The following is a 16,843-nucleotide window of genomic DNA, read 5'->3' as shown; positions in this document are numbered from 1 at the left end:
TCCAATCGCACAGCGATTGCGGTGCGATTAGTCTCGAACGACACGAAAATATTCACGGCGCCTATAAGGCGCCGTGAACTTTTTATCGGCTATGTGGCGGAAGCCCAGCGAGCGGTTGCAAAAAGCGTCAGTCTCAACCGTTGATGCGGCCACAGTTTATGAGGCCGCGTCTACGAAGCCACGAAAAACGCGGTTTCCCGGATGGTCCGTTCCGGCAAATAGCTCCTGGTGCCATTGAAGGCCAATCGCAAACGCGTTGGATACGATTTCGATGGCCTCCACGATACCATCTTCTGCGCAGGCACTCGCAATCACGGCGGGCGAAAGCTGCACGACCGCTTCGCGGTGAAAAGTGTTCACCTCAATGCGCAGCGTGCCAATAATGTCCGCCAGCCGCGAGCCTGGAAGGATATCGACGAAATGCAGTTGCCCTCGCTTATCGTGCTCGGATGCAGCAGGAACGGATGCGCGTAGGTCGGGTGTGAGGCGACATCCGCTCAGGCAGGCAAGCATCTGCATCCCCGCGCAAATGCCGAGGACGGGCTTGTTCCTCTCAAGGTAGCCCTCAACCATGGCTCTTTCGACATCGAGGCGTTCCGATGGTGGGGCTTTGGAGACTTCGCCGGGGATATACCAATCGTCGGGATAAGCGAACCGGCCGCCCACAGACACCAGGCCATCAAACTCGTTCAAAACAACATCCACAACTTCAGGCAGATAGGGGATGCCGAAAGGTAGGCCTCCCGCATCCCGAACAGCCTGAAAATATCCCTTCGCCCCTTCGTAGCGGGTGCCGCCCGTGCTCGTGTTCTCATCGAGAATGATGGCAATGCGGGGCTGACGCATGAAGTCCGGTCCTCCAACCTTTGCTCGTTTCAACATAGATTCCCCTACGTCAAAATGAGCAGCCTTTAAACAAGTACAGGCGTCTGTATAAACTCGGATCTAAATCGAGCGCAATTTCGTTGGGCTCTCGGCATTCACACTGGGCTGTCGACCTTCCAATTAAAGCGATGGGACGACCGATACCCTGCGGGCAAGAGCATAAGCTGGGCTCCGTCGATACGGTCTTTCTCACTTTTATCCGCAGCAGGCGCTCTTTTGCGATGAAGGACCGCAGCAGGTAACGCCTTTTCCAGTTTCCTCAGCAAGCCAGCGATCGCGGGGCTTGCAGCTTGCCGGCCGTGCTGCAAGCTCGATATGGACCTGACCAGCGCGAAGGTTAGGGTAGGCTGCCTGGTAAAGCTGCATCGGCTGCACGCCATCGCTCACCTCAAAGGTCAGCTTGGCCGAGCCGTCGAGTTTCACATGTTCGGACACTTTGCGAATGATCGCCGCGAACTTGCCGGCGGGCATATGGGTGCGATCATCCTCGTCAATATCCCAGAGCTGCACGAAAATCTCCGTCCAGGCTTCCGGGTTGGCGCCGCAGTCGAGCGCGGCGAACTGGCCGGCTTTGACCTCGGTCACATGATAGCCACCCTTCACAGGCCGACCGTCGTAGTGGAACACCAGTGGCAGATCCTTCGCTGTCGCCAGCGTTTCGAGAAGCAAACCAAGGCTGATATCGGTGCGCTGAATTTTCGAGTTGTCGATCGCATTCATTTGCGGTAGTCCTCGTTTCAATGATTCAAGGATGATTGAAATATGGACCAGCGTCAAGCCCTCGGCGCCTTCGCCGCCCTTTCTCAGGAGACCCGCCTGCAGATCGTGCGCCTGCTCGTTGTTGCCGGTCCGGAGGGCATGGCTGCCGGCACCTTGGCCGAGAAGGTCGAGGTCTCCCCGTCGAACATCTCCTTCCATCTGAAGGAGCTCGAGCATTCCGGGCTGATTGCCGCGCAACGACAATCCCGCTCGATCATCTACACCGCCCACTATGAATCCCTGGGCGGCCTGGTCCGCTTCCTGATGGAAGATTGCTGCTCCGGTCACCCCGAAATTTGTGCACCCGCCGCGGAGGTCGTGGCCTGCTGCACTCCTAAAATGGAGGAGAAACTGCGATGACCACCGACCGCGTTTACAATGTTCTCTTTCTCTGCACCGGCAATTCCGCCCGCTCGATCCTGGCGGAGTCGATCCTCAACACCGAAGGGAAGGGCCGTTTCAAGGCCTATTCGGCCGGCAGCCAGCCGAAAGGCGAGGTCAATCCGCACGCATTGAAGGAACTCGAAGCACTGGGCTATCCGTCTACGGGCTTCCGTTCGAAGGGCTGGGACGAGTTCGCCGAGCCGGGCGCACCGGAAATGGACTTCATCTTCACGGTCTGCGACAGCGCCGCCGGCGAGGCCTGCCCGGTCTGGATCGGCCATCCGATGACTGCCCACTGGGGAATCGAGGATCCCGCCGCCGTCGAAGGCAACGAAGTCGAGAAGGCTCGTGCCTTTGCTCAGGCCGCAAGATACCTGAAAAACCGTATATCGCTGTTCGTGAACCTGCCGCTCGCTACGATCGACAAGCTCGCATTGGAAACGCACCTGCGTCAGATCGGCGCGACGGAAGGCGCCAGCCAAAAGCAGACCGAGGCAAACTGATGGCCGGGTTCGATCTGACGCGCCGGCTGGTCGCCGAGACCCTTGGCACCGCGATGCTGGTCGCGACCGTGGTCGGATCGGGCATCATGGCAACGTCGCTGACGCAGGACGTCGGGCTCGCGCTACTCGGCAACACTTTGGCGACGGGCGCCATCCTCGTCGTGCTGATCACCGTGCTCGGACCGATCTCCGGCGCCCACTTCAATCCGGCGGTATCGCTGGTCTTCGCAATGTCGCGCGTACTGCCGAAGCGCGATTTTGGCGGGTATGTCCTGGCACAGATTGCTGGAGGGGTGGTCGGCACGCTGGCTGCGCATCTGATGTTCGACCTGCCGCTGATCGAGCTGTCGAGCAGGGTTCGCACCGGTGGCGCGCAATGGTTCTCGGAAGGCGTTGCAACCTTCGGGCTGGTGGCGACCATCCTTGCCGGCATCAAGTTCGAACAGAAGGCGGTGCCGTGGTTGGTCGGACTTTACATCACCGCCGCCTACTGGTTCACCGCCTCGACCTCTTTCGCCAATCCGGCAGTGGCCTTGGCCCGCTCGCTGACCAATACCTTCTCCGGCATTCGCCCGGTCGATCTTCCGGGCTTCTGGGTGGCGGAGATCGCCGGCGCGGTCGCAGCCCTTATCCTGTTCACTTGGCTGCTGCAGCCACGTGCGTCATCAACCGTATCGTCAGAGGCAAAGCTATGAACGTCACCATCTATCACAATCCGGCCTGCGGCACCTCGCGCAATACGCTGGCGATGATCCGTAATGCTGGCATCGACCCGACCGTCATTGAATATCTCAAGACGCCGCCATCGCGTGAAGAGCTCGCCAAGATGATCGCCGACGCACGCCTCAGCGTGCGTGAAGCCATTCGTCAGAAGGATACGCCCTACGCCGAGCTCGGTCTCGACAATCCTGCCTTGACCGACGATCAGCTGCTCGATGCAATGTTGAAGGACCCGATCCTGATCAACCGGCCGTTCGTGATCACACCGCTCGGCACGCGCCTGTCCAGGCCATCGGAGGTCGTGCTCGAGATCCTGCCGGAAACGCACAAGGGCGCCTTCACCAAGGAAGACGGCGAGAAGGTGCTCGATGCCGAGGGCAAGCGCATTGTCTGATCTGCCAGCCGCTTCGCCGGCACATCTGTGCCACATTGACTTGGAGACGTTGCGGCCGCCGTTCTCCACGCACAAGCCCCGCATCCTGATCCTCTACGGCTCGCTGCGCGCCATCTCCTACAGCCGTTTCCTCGCGCATGAGGCCGGCCGGTTGCTCGAGCACTTCGGCTGCGAGGTGCGGATATTCAATCCGGAAGGTCTGCCGCTACCCGACGGCGCGCCGGTCAGCCATCCGAAGGTGCAGGAACTGCGCGAGTTGTCAGCATGGTCCGAGGGTCAGGTCTGGGTCAGCCCGGAACGCCATGGTGCGATGACTGGCATCATGAAGGCACAGATCGACTGGATACCGCTCTCGGTCGGCTCCGTGCGGCCAACGCAGGGCAAGACACTGGCAGTGATGCAGGTGTCGGGCGGCTCACAATCGTTTAACGCCGTCAATCAGTTGCGGATTCTCGGGCGCTGGATGCGGATGATCACCATCCCGAACCAATCGTCGGTCGCCAAGGCCTTCCAGGAGTTCGACGCCGACGGCCGGATGAAACCATCCTCCTTTTACGACAGGGTCGTCGACGTCTGCGAGGAACTGGTCAAATTCACCTGGCTGACGCGTGACGCATCAGATTACCTCACCGATCGTTACAGCGAGCGGAAGGAAGAAGCAGAAAAGCTCGAACAGCGTGTGAGCCTGAAATCCATATGACCACCAGCAACGAACGGCCACCCATCGCCGCAATACTCGCCCTCGGTCTCACGCAGATCATCGGCTACGGAACGCTCTATTACAGCTTCAGCATCCTCGCGCCGGCTATGGCGCGGGATTTGAACTGGTCGTCGGAATGGATTTTTGGTGCGCTATCAGCGGCTCTCCTGATCGGCGGTCTCGCCGCGCCAACGATGGGCAAGTGGATCGATCGCTTTGGCGCCGGCAGGATCATGACGGTCGGCTCGGCGATCGCGGCTGCGGCACTTACCGCCTGCGCGTTTGCTCCCGGCAAGGTCGCCTTCGTTGCCGCGCTGATCGCGATCGAGACTGCATCCAACCTGGTGCAATATGGGGCGGCTTTCGCATTGCTCGTCCAGATCAGGCCGAAGGTTGCCCAGCGCAGCATTACCTATCTGACGCTGATCGCCGGCTTTGCTTCGACGATCTTCTGGCCGATCACGACGGCGTTGCATACGCATCTCTCCTGGCAAAACGTCTATCTGATCTTCGCGGCGATCAATCTTCTGGTCTGCCTTCCCATTCATGCGTGGTTGTCGCACAGCGTCAGCGAAATTCGCAAACGGGAGAAGAACGAAGCGCCAAGGCATGTCGAACCAAGCCTTCCGCCGTCGATCCGGACGCCGGCCTTCATCCTGATGGTCATGGGGTTTGCCTTGGAGAGCTTCGTCAACGCAGCACTGCTGGTCCATATGGTTCCCGTGCTGTCCGGACTTGGGCTTGGAGCCATGGCCGTGATGGTCGGCATGCTTTTTGGCCCGTCGCAGGTGCTGAGCCGCTTCACCAACATGGTCTTCGGGGGTGGTCTATCGCAACTGACGCTCGCGCTTATCTCCGCTGTGTTGTTGCCGGCAGCTCTTGTCGTTTTGATAGTCACTGCGCCGTCGGTGCTGGGCGCACTGGCGTTTGCCGTCGTCTTCGGTCTTGGGTCGGGGCTGAACAGCATCGTGCAGGGGACTTTGCCACTGGCACTATTTGGAAGTGAGGGCTACGGAAAGCGGCAGGGACAAGTCTTAGCCATTCGTCTGATGATCTCATCGACCGCACCGTTTATTCTGGCGTTCATGATGGAAAACATCGGCGTATCCTGGTCTCTGTCTGTCGCCGCCGTACTCGGCACTGTCGCCGTTGCCGCGTTCTTCGGCATCATGCGGCTGATGCGGCCATTGACCAGACCCCAACCTCTTCTAAACGGACGGTAACCTTCCAACTGGAAGGAGATGGCAGCGCCTCTGCATCTGAGAATGAAATCACGCAGGCCTCTGTTTTCGGCGCGGTCTTTTCCATAGCGGCAGATGACGTGAAGATGGGCTCCCCCGGTGCAGGCGATCGCTCCCGGCAAAAAATTTCCCGGCCTCTGTCGGAACCCCCTTCTGTTGGCCGTCCTTGGAGCATCAAACGCTTCAACCCGGAGGGATATCGTGGAAAACGCTCAATCGACTTGGCAGACCGCCGCCATTCTCATCGCCCGCCTAATCTTCGCTGCCGTCTTTCTGATGGCCGTCTCATTCAAATTCATGGATATGGGCGCCACTGCCAGCTATATCGCCGCCGCCGGCTTCCCGTTCTCGCCGTTGTTGGCCTGGTGTGCAGCGATCCTCGAAGTGCTGCTGGTCATTGCCTTCTTGACTGGCGCCTTCTTCACCCCGGCTGCGATCGTTGCTGCCGTTTATGTGATCTTCCTCGGATTCTCATTCCATGGCCCGTCGCACTGGGCCGGCAACCAGGCGGAGTTCGGCTTCTTCGTCGACCACTTTACCTTTGTAGCCGGTCTGTTCTTTGCCGCCGTGCACGGGCCGGGGAGCGTGCTTGCCGTCAGGGCAGGTTGGCCTGGCGGGGCGTGAGCGTCCGGCTTTACATGGACTGAAGCCGGATCCTGAACCGCACATAGACCCTTATACGACGAGCGGCGCAGATTGCCGGCGTTGGTCCAACCACGAAATTCGATCTCGCAATCGGTGTTGGTTGGGCGAAGACCAGGCTTTTGCCCTTAAGCGGCACCACCGGTTGTTTTGTCTTGGGCCTGTCCAGCGTCTGTATGTTCAATCATGACTTCGGCGGTGGTCCCATCAAATTCACCCTGGATCCGGTGTCCGATCGACAGCAACTTATCGTTGCGTGATCGGTGAACGGTTCACATCATCTCAGCTGGTCGGATAGCCGAGCCGTCACTGAAACGGCTCAATCTGTAGGGCGCCGGATCGACGAAAGGGTCTTCGTCAAGAGCCAATTCGCTTGCGAGGCGTCCGGCGCCTGGTCCGATGCCGAAGCCGTGGCCACTGAAACTGGAAGCGATGACGAGGCCTGCCACCTTGTCGACCTTCGATATGACCGGGATCAGATCCGGCGACGTATCGATCATTCCGCCCCAGGAGCGGGCTACACCGATGCCTCCAAGAGCCGGAAACTCCTTTACGGCAGTTATCAAGGCTTGCTTGACCAGTTGGGCGTCCGGCGCCGGGTCCAGGATCCGTATTTTCTCGAACGGCGATACCTGATCATTGTCCCAGCCGCCCCAAGCCTCGGGGCCATTCCAGAAACTGCCATTGAGCCTATATTTGAGTTTCTTTGCGATCTTGCTGCGATACATCTGATAGAATTTGGTAGCGTAGCGCATGCCTTGTGGGGCGATGCTGACCGTCCCGCGGCCGGGAATGGCAAGCGTATAGGTTCCATCGATGCGTCGCCGCAGCGCCAGATCCGAAACGTGGGCGCAGCCCGCACCGAGGACATCGGGAGCAGCCGTCGTCTGCAAGGCCGTGCCGCCAATGTTTGCGGCCGGAAGATCGATACCGTGATGGCGGCAGAAGCGGGAGGTCCAGGCACCACCGGCGCAAACAACCGCGCTCGCCTTGATCAGGCCGTGTTCGGTCCAAACCCCTGCCACTCGCCCGTTGGTAATCTCCAGGCCGCGAGCGGCGCAATTCTGATGCAGCGAGACGCCGATCTGCTTGGCGCCTTCGGCGATGGCTGGAGCGGCCAAGCTTGGCTCGGCCTTGCCATCGGTGGGCGACCACACGCCTCCGAGCCAGGACGAACTGCTGAGGGGCGAGCGCTTCTTCATTTCGGACGCGGTGAGGATTTGGCTGTGGAATCCCTGTTCCCGCGCCGCTGCGCCCCATTTCTCCCAGCGATCCAGGTCAGCCTGATGGCGGGTGCAGTATAGGATGCCGGCACGGCGGAAACCGAGGTCGCGGCCGAGCTCTGGACCGAGCTGCTCCCATCGCTGTAAGCTATACATGGCCAGCGCCAACTCATACGGGTCGCGGTTCTGCTGCCGGACCCATCCCCAATTGCGGCTCGATTGCTCGCCGCCGACGATACCCTTGTCGATCAGCGCCACGGACACTCCCTTGCGGGCAAGCTCATAGGCAGTGGATACGCCAACGATACCTGCTCCGATCACGACGACATCCACTTCGCTGGGGAAGCCTGGGCTGTCGGAAACTGCTTCGACGTCAGTCGGCATGGCTTTCGGGTTCCTTTCCGGAAGTACGGGGACGAGCGATGGGGCCAGCGCCTTCGAGCAGGGGTCGAAGAAGCCGCTCGATGTCGCCGGGGTCGGGGGTGTGGCGATATTCGATGGCGGGCATGCCTGGTGGAAGCAACTCCAAGACGGCTTCGGCACCGGAAGAATAGACAACGACGTCGTTGTCAGTGAGCGCCGCCCCCAACTCATCGCTGTCGACCATCGCCGCATTGAGCACTGCGACATGAGGTGCGAACCGGCGGACGCCGGAGCTCAAAATCGGCAGAAAGTCCGGGAAGAGCGACACGGCGATAACCCGGGCGCGGGGATCGATCGACGCGAGCGCGCGGCGCGTATCCTCTGATGGGATCAGGCCGATCGCGACGACGCGCTGCCCCGGAAGCAGAGCAGACACCTCCCGCTGGAGCACGAGCGAGGCCACGACAAAGTCGGCAGCGGCGGCCCGGTGAAGCGCGCCTTCGTCCTTGGTGAGTGCGTCGAAGGTGACAGGCTCGATCATCACGCCCGATCCGAGTATCGAGGTGGCCACTCGAGCATAGGCTGCGGTAGTATGGGCAAAGTTGCCGACCATCACCAGCTGCCAGGTTCTCCCGCCGGCGCTCCTCGCGGTCAAGCGCGTCGCGATCAGTCCTGCGATGTCGCTGTTGCTCAGGCCCAGAGCCAGGCCCTGATCCAGGACTGCGTCCACACGCCTGTGAAAGTCCTGGAGGCGCTGGTCGATTGGGTCCGCGGGGCGAGCGACAAACGTGCCAGAGCCCACCCGCCCCTCGATGAGCCCGGCCTCTTTTATCTCGCGGTAGACCTGGACGATCGTCATCGGCGCCACGCCGGTCTCGTCCGCCAGATCGCGGACGGACGGAAGGCGGTCGCCCGGTTTCAGGTCGCCAGACGAAATTCCCCATTGAATCAAGCCCCGCAATTGGACGCCGAGGGGCACCGGCAGGGCGCGGTCGAGCACGAGGCGGATTGGATTCTGCGTTTTCATTGTTACACAGTAATAGAACAATATTAGGCTCGTCAATGACGAAGCGTCCAGAAACACAGCATGCGTGCGTTATGTTTCTTTGGTCGCGTGCGTTGACAGATCAGCAATTGATACATAATCGTTATATAAAACTATAACAAAAGAGAGCCCTTCCAGGATGACAAATTCCTTCAAGCCGCTGCCGCCGCGGAGAATTTTGCCCGGGCCGCCGCTATCGCTGTCAGGCTGCCGTCACCTCATCGATTTCTGCATATCCGCCAGCTAGGAGACCAGCATGCAAAACCTACCTGAACTTAAGACCGGGCGCCCACGCATCGAGCAGGGATTCCTGCGTCCGATACCCGAGATCGAGATTCCCTTCGGCCTTGTTGAAGGGGCTAAGCCGGGACCGTGCCTCATCGTCACTGCAGGCGTGCACGCTTCGGAATATTGTTCAATCGAGGCTGCTGTCCGTCTGATGCATACGGACCCGCAGAAGCTCTGCGGGACCCTTCTTGTTCTCCCGATCCTCAATGTCACGGGGTTCCGGGCGCGCAGCATCTACGTGATGCCGGAAGACGGCAACAACCTGAACCGCATGTTTCCCGGACAGCCGGACGGCAGCGCGGGCCAGCGGCTTGCACACTGGCTCGTAACCGAGGTATTCCCGAAGGCGGACGCCTATCTCGACCTGCACGGCGGTGACATGAGCGAGAGCCTGACGCCTTTCACGATCTATCCCGGCGGCCACGCGCCGTCCGAAGCGCTGGCCGCTGCCTTCGGCCTGCCGATTTCGGTTGGATCGCAATCGAAGAGCAACACGATCAGCGCGGCCGGCGCGCTTGGTATACCGAGCGTGCTTGTCGAGATCGGCTGCAACGGTCTTTGGGACGAGGCCAGCGTTACCGCCATGATGGATGGAATCGGGCGCATTATGCATCACATGCACATGACCGAAGGCGCCACCAACCCAGTCATTGCCCCGCGGCTCATGACGATGAGCGTGCCGCTCGCACCCGTGTCCGGCCTTTGGTACAGCGCGAAACGCCTGTCCGATCCAATCGCCATCGGCGACAGACTCGGCGAAATTCGCGACGTGTTCGGGACCGTGCTGGCGACAATCGTGGCCGAAAAGCCAGGCGAAGTCCTTTACCAACTCACCACTCTGGCTGTGAACGCCGGCGAGGCGCTTGTCGGCATCGGTATTCCGGTCGAGACGACGTCCTGACGGGAAGCAGCGGCCATCGGCATGCCCCGCCCGTCGACAACGATATCACGCCCGGAGCATGCGATCCGCCGTACGCCGGGGGGGAATTTGCATATGCCAAGGGAGCCGCGCGTGAAGCCGGCGGCGCCGCCGCCGCAATAGGGTGATCCGCTGAGCGACATCCTTCTCCCTGTGTCCCCTCGCGGCGCCGGATAGCTGAGCCGCCCATGCCTTGTCGCAAGCTGTTGCTTGCAGAAAGCCGAATGCAAGAGAATGCCACCACTATCGGAAACGGCTTGGTGGAGCGCCGTTCCTGTCCTTGACCCGTCGTGAAAAATGCGCCGGGCTCCGGAATCCGCAGCGATGGGATATCTCGTCGATTGTCAGGCTGGTGGACTGCAGCATGTGGATACCCGCATCCAGTCTTCTCTCCCACAAATAATGCATCGGCGGCACGCCGAGATAGGTCTTGAAAAGATGAATGAGGTAGTTCGCGTTTGTCCCGGCGAGGCTCGCGAGCTTTGCAACCGTCCACGATCGTGAATATTCACTGTCGAGCGCCTTTTTTGCCACGCTAACCGCCTTCGGCAATGGCCTCGTTCGCCCCGCAAGCTGGGTGCCTCGAATATATTCCGCAAGGATCGTCCGGCCGAGCGAATTGCGCATGTGGTTGGTGACATCATGCTCGGGCGGGGAATCGGATTCCTGCTGCAAGGAAAGAGCGCCGGCGAAGAGCGATGGCATCAAGGGAGGAATCGGCTGGGCGGCCGGCAAATTTTCCAGTACCGACCAGTCGTCCTCCGACAGCGCATCCGGGGAGAAGTGGCACCACATTGTCTGAACCTTTTGGTCGGTGTTCGACAGCGCGTGGAGATCGACGTGATACGCCTGCAATGTGGCGCAGGGCGCATGCACAACACGCACACGGCCGTCGACGATGAACCGCACCGACCCCTTCATAATGAGCGACACCTCGACACGTGGTTCGCCGAAATAGGTGCCGGCAGGATTGTTGTCGCTTGTCGCCTTATGAAAGTGAAAATTATAGTCTCGACTTAAAATCTCCATAACTCGATCCTTCCTCCAGAACAGCCCGCATCCGATGCGTAGAACCCAATTGCACTCGGTCGGCTGCGGGTTGGTGTGAGAACCTCGGCCTTTGCCAGTTTACGACGGCGTTCCATGTCGATAACAAGCAATATTCGTGCCTAACTCATCGCATTCTATGTGAACGCTGACCCGCCTGTCTCACTGCGGTTAGGGCATTCGTGCCAAGCCCAAAAGTAATCCCTATGCAGCGACCGAAGCCTCTCGGGTGTCCGAATGCGCATATCTTCCTGAGTTCCAATCAACTTCACGAAGCCGCAGTCATGGCGCCCGCCTTTTCATGACGATATCCAGTTTCATCGCGCTCGATAGACAGCAAGAAGCTGCCAACGCGACGTCAAAAGCAGGGGAACGATAGGCGATGACAGGCAATGTTTTTTCGGATCAGGAGGGCTCAAAACTATCGGCCCTCAATCGATATTTTCGCATCGAGGAGCGGAATTCGTCGATATCGCGCGAGGTCGTAGCCGGTCTCACGACCTTCGGCGCGATGAGCTACATCATCGTGGTCAATCCGGCGATCCTGTCGGCCGCGGGCATGAATATGCATTCGCTCATCATCGCCACGGCCCTCGCTTCGATGGTGGGAACCTTGATCATGGCGCTTTGGGCCAATCTGCCGATCGCGCTCGCCCCGGGTATGGGATCGAACGTGATCTTCGCACAAGTTGTCGTGCTGCAGATGGGAGTAACCTACCAGACTGCCTTCACCATGGTCCTGATCGGCGGGATCCTGTTTACGATCCTGTCGCTCACCCGATGGCGCGAGCGGATTGTCCGCGGTTTTCCCGAGCCGATCCGGCTGGGCATACAATGCGGCCTCGGTCTTTTCATCGCCTATCTCGGCCTTAAAAACGCCGGCTTGGTGTCTCTGGCCCACGACCGTCTTTCCTTCGGCAATATCGCCGAACCGGCCGTCATGCTGTCGCTCGTCGGCGTGCTGGCGACGCCTATGCTGCTCGCATTGCGGATACCGGCCGCCTTCCTGATCTCTATCGCCGCTCTGAGTGTCATCGGCCTGTTCATCACAGCGCATGGAGCGCCACTGACCGCCTTTCCTGATCGCATCGTCGATTTTCCGATCATCCCGAAAGAGCTCTTCTTCGCCTTCGATTTCCATGAGTTTTTCACGCACTTCTGGCTCGTTCTGCCGATCACGCTCTACTTCTTCATATCCGATTTCTTCTCCGCGACAGCCACGCTGATCGGTGTGACGCGCCGCGGCAAGATCATGGATGAGGACGGCAACATTCCGAGCGCCCGGCAGGCCTACACCGCTGACGGCTTTGCCTCGATTATCGGTGCTGCTTTAGGCACATCGACCGTCGTGGCTTACGTGGAATCGGCGGCGGGCGTCGAAGCAGGCGGCCGTACGGGCCTGACCGGCATCGTCGTCGCAGTTCTCTTCGGCGTCTCGCTGTTCTTCTGGCCGCTCATCGGCATCATTCCGGCCCAGGCAACGGCTCCCGCCCTGGTGATGGTCGGCGTTCTGATGATGGAAGGCATTCGCGACCTGGACACGTCGCTGCCGGAGAATGCCATTCCGCCTATCCTGATCCTCCTGATCACGGTCGTAACCACCGATCTGATGATGGGATTGGCGATCGGTTGCTTCGTCTACTCGCTGATCGTTCTGGCGACGCGTCAGTGGCAGAAACTCACCGCGATGCTCGTAACCCTCGATGTCATCTTCATCATCTACATCATTATCGCCCATCGGGCTTTTTGAGGAGCGCGCACGATGAGCCTTCCAAACGACCTCATCCTCAGCGCAAAGGACGATATCGCCATCCGCCAGGATCTCGTCCTCGTGGCCTTGGGCAAAAGACCGGCGGATCTGGCGATCCGCGTGGGCCGCCTGCTGAATGTTCATACGCGCATGTGGGCTCTTGACCAGGAGATCGTCGTCAAGGGACGGCGCATCGCCTGGGTCGGCCCTGCCGGCCAATACAAGGGAGAGGTTGCCGGCCGAGTACACTATCCGGACCTGTCGGCCGTTCCCGGCTTCGGCGAAGTGCACAAGCACATCGAAAGCACGCACCTGACGCCCGAATATGAGGCAGCCCTTGTCCTGCCGAGAGGCAACACCTGGACATGCGAGGCGAGCCACGAATTCGCAAATGTCGACGGCCTCAACAATACGGCCTTCTGGAAGACGGCCCGCAGCCATGGCGTACCACACAAGGTCTTCATCCAGCCCGGCTCCGCAGTGCCTCCGAGCGGATGGGAGAGCACCGGCGGCCATTACGGCTATGAGGAGCAGCGCGGCTTCCTGACGGAAGACCTGTCCGTGGTCAGTCTCGACGAGGTCATGGATTGGCCGGCGGTCTGGGATCCGCAAAACCCCGCCTATGAGCGGACATGGGGAATGATCCGCGCTACGGTCGAACAGCGCGGCGTTGTCGAGGGGCATGGTGCAGGTCTTGTCGAGGCGCATGAAACCAGTGCCTTCGCCGCGTCCGGCATCTCTTCCGACCACGAGATCTGGAGTTTCGAGGACGGGTGGGAGAAAATAAACCGTGGCATCTTCATCGAGATCCGCCCCTATAATTTCCCCGAGGTCTTGCCGGGCTTCCTTGAGCGCGGCCTTCCCGATTGGTCCAATATCGCCTTTACCACGGATGACCGCAGCGCCTCGGAAACACTGAGAATAGGTGCAAGCGACTACAATCTTCGGTCCGCGATCGAGCACGGCGTCCCGCCCGAAACCGCCATTCAATGCGTCACGCTCAACCCGGCCAGACATATGCGCATCGACGCATGGGTGGGCAGTATTACACCAGGCCGCTACGCGGATCTCGTGCTGCTCGACGATGTGGGGTCCGTTTCCATCTCAGTCGTTTACGCAGACGGCTTGCTCGTTTCCGAAGGCAAGCAATATCTCGGACCGCAACCCGACATTTCCTGGCCGGAATGGGCGAGCGAAACGCTGAACATCGGACGCCTCCTGACTGCTGCGGATTTTGCCGTTCGGGCTCCCAGCGACCGCCACAGCGTACAAGCCGCCCTCCTGCGTCCCTTTCACTGGAATCAGGATTTTCTGACCACGGAACTGAAGGTTGAAAACGGTGAGGTCCAGCGGGACACGGCGCGGAAGATTACGAAATTCGCAATCATCGACCGCTATAGCGGCAACGGAAAGCTCGCATCGATGTTCTGGCTGGGCTGCGGTCCAGCGGATCCGGACACTGCGCTTGCTTGCTCCGTCGCCCATGATTCACACAATGTCTGGACGGTGGGCTCCTCCGACCGTGCGATGGCGATGGCCGTAAATCGCCTGCAGGAAATAGCCGGCGGATGGGTGCTGGTGCATCGGGGTGAGATCGTAGCAGAGGTCCGCTACGAGATCGGCGGCCTGATGACGGCGCGCCCGGCCGAGGAACTTGATCGAGAAATGCAGCAGCTATACTCAGCCGCGGAAAAGATCGAGTGGATGTACGAGCCTTCCGCTACCAAGATCTGGAAACCGGGCTTTCCGGAAACGCTGATATTCGCCACCCTGACTTGCCTGCCCTGGCGCTGGGTATTCGTCGCGCCGAGCGATGAGGTGCCGTCAGGACTTGTCAACGTCAACACAGGCCAATCGCATCCCGTCGTCTGGTGAACCGAACGGCGAGTATCGACCTGGGTCGAGTTGTCGATGGTTTGCAAGGTCCTCTGGCTCAAATCGATATAGCCCAGATCATAGTGCATGGAGCTGACGGAGCTTCGTGACGATCTCTTCCGCTTTATGTCGCTGCCATTTCAATGCGCTCCTGAGGCCCATAAGCCATACCTCAAAAAGGATCGCTTTTCAGCGGCAGACCAGGTTTCAGAAACGTGAAGAGCTGGTCCGAGTTCAGTGTCCCGTCAGTGAAGGGTGATAGCCATGACTGTCAGTTGGTTATGCTCAAAAGGAACCAGCGCGTTTATGAGATTTGCCAATAGGATAGACGGGAGAATATTTCCCGCGAGCTAAAGCGAATGATGGAAATCTTGCCGAACGAGCCGACGCCTGACTCAAGAACGCCAGGCATGGTCGACATCATTGGCAAGGCAAAAATTATCCGCTCGATCTACGAGGGTCGTGACATCGTGCCCCTGTGGAACGACCTCCTTGCCCGGGTAACGGCCGATCATTCCGATGCAGCAGCTTTGTTTGACCTGTCGATCATTATGAATTCGGTAGGCCAAAAAAGCGAGGCCGCGATCGCCCAAAGGGCTGCGCTTCGGCTTTCGAAGACCTACCGGCTGACATTCGGTCGTGGCACCGGCCTCAACGTCCTCGTCTTCGTCGCAAAAGGCGACTTCACGGCTAACGCGCCGATCGAGCTCCTGCTGGAAGAATCAAACGTCAACGTCCTACTCCACTATGTCGATGCCAATACGCCCAACCTCGATGACATCCCGAACCATGACATCGCCTTTGTTGCCGTTGCCGAATCGACCGACAATCTGCCTGTGCTACTCAATCTCGAAAGATTGCTGCGGGACTGGCGCGGCCCAATAATGAACAATGCGCCGCGCGTTGTCATGGGCTTGTCTCGCGACGGCGTCGCCGAGTCGCTCCGGGAAGCAGTTGCCGTCGTGACACCAGCCATTGCGCGAATTCCCAGAAACGTGCTTCAGGACATCGCCGACGGTGTGTTGGGCCCGGAGGCTGCCGCCGGTATCGCCAGCTACCCGTTCATCGTCCGCCCGCTCGACACCCATGCCGGCCACGGCATGGAAAAGATCGTTGACCCCCGGCAGTTGCTCGGCTTCTTGGAAGCGCATCCCGACCCGTTATTTTATATTGCTTCATTCATCGATTACAGCAGCGAGGACGGCAAGTTCCGCAAGCAGCGCATAGCCTTTATCGACGGCAATGCCTATGCCAGCCATATGGCTGTCTCCGAGCATTGGATGGTGCATTACCAGAACGCCGGCATGTCGCATTTCGAGGACAGGCGCGCTGAGGAAGCCGCCTGGATGACGAGGTTCGACGAGGACTTCGCTATCCGCCACGCAAACGCCTTCGCCGAGCTCGGTCGGTGTTTCGGACTGGACTATTTTGCCATCGACTGCGCCGAATTGCCCGACGGCCGCCTGCTGGTGTTCGAGGCCGATGTTGGGATGTACGTCCATTGCATGGATTCGGCGGAGCTGTTTCCCTACAAAGGGCAGGTGATGAAGAAGTTATTTCAAGCGTTTGAAGCTGCCCTGGAACAGCGCGCTCGGCAACGCGACCAATATTAGAAACATGAGCCGCCAGTTCTGACAAATTCGGCACGAGCTATCTTGAGCCGCGCTGGACACTCTGTTGCAGGGTGGCCGAAGCGGAAAAAAGACGAGTCATCGCAAGCGAAGCCCAGCAGCCGTCACGCCGCAGGCGAGGTAGACCCGCGCATTCGCACCCGGTCCCGTCATGCCTCATCCACCGACCGGATCAGCGCCTTCATCGTACCGAGACAATAGGCGGTGACGATCGTGCCGCTCGGGCCGACTTTGCGATAGTCGATGTTCATCTCCACGTTGAACACAACCGCGGGATCAATGGCGACTGTCATTTCGATGCCGACAGCAGTGAAAGAAAGAGCAGCGAGCCGGCTCTGGAAGCCCGCTTTGGCAAACCCCTCGGCGGTTGCGAAACCCATGCCTGGGCCGGAGCCAATACCCAGAAATCCCTTCATCTTTGAATTCCTCGTAGTTGCGATGCTGCATATATTTACCGAGCGGGAGATGGATAAT

At 59.6% G+C, this 16,843-nt stretch carries 17 protein-coding genes and 1 pseudogene; 11 read left to right on the top strand and 7 right to left on the bottom strand.

The window, feature by feature from the left end:
* Positions 1–156: 156 nt before the first annotated feature.
* Both FHT28_RS29150 and FHT28_RS29145 read right to left on the bottom strand, forming a co-directional pair.
* A complete protein-coding gene (locus FHT28_RS29150) occupies positions 157–846 on the bottom strand; it encodes a gamma-glutamyl-gamma-aminobutyrate hydrolase family protein (protein WP_168598107.1) in 690 nt (229 codons plus the stop codon).
* 234 nt (positions 847–1,080) lie between these two features.
* Positions 1,081–1,605, bottom strand: a complete 525-nt coding sequence (locus FHT28_RS29145; RefSeq protein ID WP_168598106.1) for a DUF6428 family protein — start codon at positions 1,603–1,605, stop codon at positions 1,081–1,083.
* Positions 1,606–1,647: 42 nt separating this feature from the next.
* Here FHT28_RS29145 and FHT28_RS29140 point away from each other — a divergent pair, with 42 nt between their 5' ends.
* The 7 genes from FHT28_RS29140 (at position 1,648) to FHT28_RS29110 (ending at position 6,210) form a co-directional block, all read left to right on the top strand.
* A complete protein-coding gene (locus FHT28_RS29140; RefSeq protein WP_047558914.1) occupies positions 1,648–2,004 on the top strand; it encodes a metalloregulator ArsR/SmtB family transcription factor in 357 nt (118 codons plus the stop codon).
* Entirely contained in the window at positions 2,001–2,531 is a 531-nt protein-coding gene (locus FHT28_RS29135) for an arsenate reductase ArsC (RefSeq protein ID WP_112442871.1), read from the top strand. Before FHT28_RS29140 ends, FHT28_RS29135 begins: the two co-directional genes overlap by 4 nt.
* Complete coding sequence (locus FHT28_RS29130) at positions 2,531–3,226, top strand: MIP/aquaporin family protein (RefSeq protein ID WP_037197594.1); 696 nt, start codon at positions 2,531–2,533, stop codon at positions 3,224–3,226. The genes FHT28_RS29135 and FHT28_RS29130 overlap by 1 nt, the downstream gene beginning before the upstream one ends.
* Positions 3,223–3,645 (top strand): arsenate reductase (glutaredoxin), encoded by a 423-nt coding sequence (gene arsC / locus FHT28_RS29125; RefSeq protein WP_037197596.1) that lies wholly within the window; start codon positions 3,223–3,225, stop codon positions 3,643–3,645. Before FHT28_RS29130 ends, arsC begins: the two co-directional genes overlap by 4 nt.
* The gene (gene arsH, locus FHT28_RS29120) at positions 3,620–4,345 is read left to right on the top strand and encodes an arsenical resistance protein ArsH (RefSeq protein WP_168598105.1); all 726 of its coding nucleotides are present in this window, start codon (positions 3,620–3,622) and stop codon (positions 4,343–4,345) included. Before arsC ends, arsH begins: the two co-directional genes overlap by 26 nt.
* The gene (arsK, locus tag FHT28_RS29115) at positions 4,342–5,568 is read left to right on the top strand and encodes an arsenite efflux MFS transporter ArsK (protein WP_168598104.1); all 1,227 of its coding nucleotides are present in this window, start codon (positions 4,342–4,344) and stop codon (positions 5,566–5,568) included. The genes arsH and arsK overlap by 4 nt, the downstream gene beginning before the upstream one ends.
* Positions 5,569–5,787: 219 nt before the next feature.
* The gene (locus FHT28_RS29110) at positions 5,788–6,210 is read left to right on the top strand and encodes a DoxX family protein (RefSeq protein WP_173411522.1); all 423 of its coding nucleotides are present in this window, start codon (positions 5,788–5,790) and stop codon (positions 6,208–6,210) included.
* Positions 6,211–6,227: 17 nt separating this feature from the next.
* Here the strand turns inward: FHT28_RS29110 and FHT28_RS36445 are convergent.
* From FHT28_RS36445 to FHT28_RS29100, 3 genes and pseudogenes are all read right to left on the bottom strand, one after another.
* A pseudogene (locus FHT28_RS36445) lies at positions 6,228–6,403 on the bottom strand (ATP-dependent DNA ligase); the annotation flags it as partial.
* A 97-nt stretch (positions 6,404–6,500) separates the two neighbouring features.
* Positions 6,501–7,835 (bottom strand): FAD-binding oxidoreductase, encoded by a 1,335-nt coding sequence (locus tag FHT28_RS29105; RefSeq protein ID WP_168598103.1) that lies wholly within the window; start codon positions 7,833–7,835, stop codon positions 6,501–6,503.
* Complete coding sequence (locus FHT28_RS29100; RefSeq protein WP_162693776.1) at positions 7,825–8,841, bottom strand: GntR family transcriptional regulator; 1,017 nt, start codon at positions 8,839–8,841, stop codon at positions 7,825–7,827. Before FHT28_RS29100 ends, FHT28_RS29105 begins: the two co-directional genes overlap by 11 nt.
* Before the next feature lie 274 nt (positions 8,842–9,115).
* Here FHT28_RS29100 and FHT28_RS29095 point away from each other — a divergent pair, with 274 nt between their 5' ends.
* Positions 9,116–10,048 carry a M14 family metallopeptidase gene (locus FHT28_RS29095; protein ID WP_037197600.1) on the top strand — a complete coding sequence of 311 codons (933 nt, stop codon included), beginning with the start codon at positions 9,116–9,118 and terminating at the stop codon, positions 10,046–10,048.
* Positions 10,049–10,309: 261 nt separating this feature from the next.
* Here FHT28_RS29095 and FHT28_RS29090 read toward each other — a convergent pair whose 3' ends face one another.
* Positions 10,310–11,095 (bottom strand): AraC family transcriptional regulator, encoded by a 786-nt coding sequence (locus FHT28_RS29090; RefSeq protein ID WP_047639972.1) that lies wholly within the window; start codon positions 11,093–11,095, stop codon positions 10,310–10,312.
* A gap of 400 nt (positions 11,096–11,495) precedes the next feature.
* Here FHT28_RS29090 and FHT28_RS29085 point away from each other — a divergent pair, with 400 nt between their 5' ends.
* The 3 genes from FHT28_RS29085 (at position 11,496) to FHT28_RS29075 (ending at position 16,351) form a co-directional block, all read left to right on the top strand.
* Positions 11,496–12,863, top strand: coding sequence for an NCS2 family permease (locus tag FHT28_RS29085; protein ID WP_168598102.1), 1,368 nt, complete (start codon positions 11,496–11,498; stop codon positions 12,861–12,863).
* 12 nt (positions 12,864–12,875) lie between these two features.
* The gene (locus FHT28_RS29080; protein WP_168598101.1) at positions 12,876–14,738 is read left to right on the top strand and encodes an adenine deaminase C-terminal domain-containing protein; all 1,863 of its coding nucleotides are present in this window, start codon (positions 12,876–12,878) and stop codon (positions 14,736–14,738) included.
* 410 nt (positions 14,739–15,148) lie between these two features.
* Entirely contained in the window at positions 15,149–16,351 is a 1,203-nt protein-coding gene (locus FHT28_RS29075; protein WP_168598100.1) for a tetratricopeptide repeat-containing protein, read from the top strand.
* A 167-nt stretch (positions 16,352–16,518) separates the two neighbouring features.
* Here the strand turns inward: FHT28_RS29075 and FHT28_RS36440 are convergent, their stop codons facing one another.
* On the bottom strand, positions 16,519–16,785 hold the full coding sequence (locus tag FHT28_RS36440) for a hypothetical protein (RefSeq protein ID WP_246704974.1): 267 nt from the start codon (positions 16,783–16,785) through the stop codon (positions 16,519–16,521).
* Between the last annotated feature and the right edge of the window lie 58 nt (positions 16,786–16,843).

Origin of the sequence: Rhizobium sp. SG570 (genome assembly GCF_012275345.1) — a bacterium.
GTDB lineage: Bacteria > Pseudomonadota > Alphaproteobacteria > Rhizobiales > Rhizobiaceae > Rhizobium > Rhizobium lusitanum.
The sequence above is the reverse complement of the archived record's forward strand: the minus strand, read 5'-3'. Positions and strand labels throughout refer to the sequence as shown.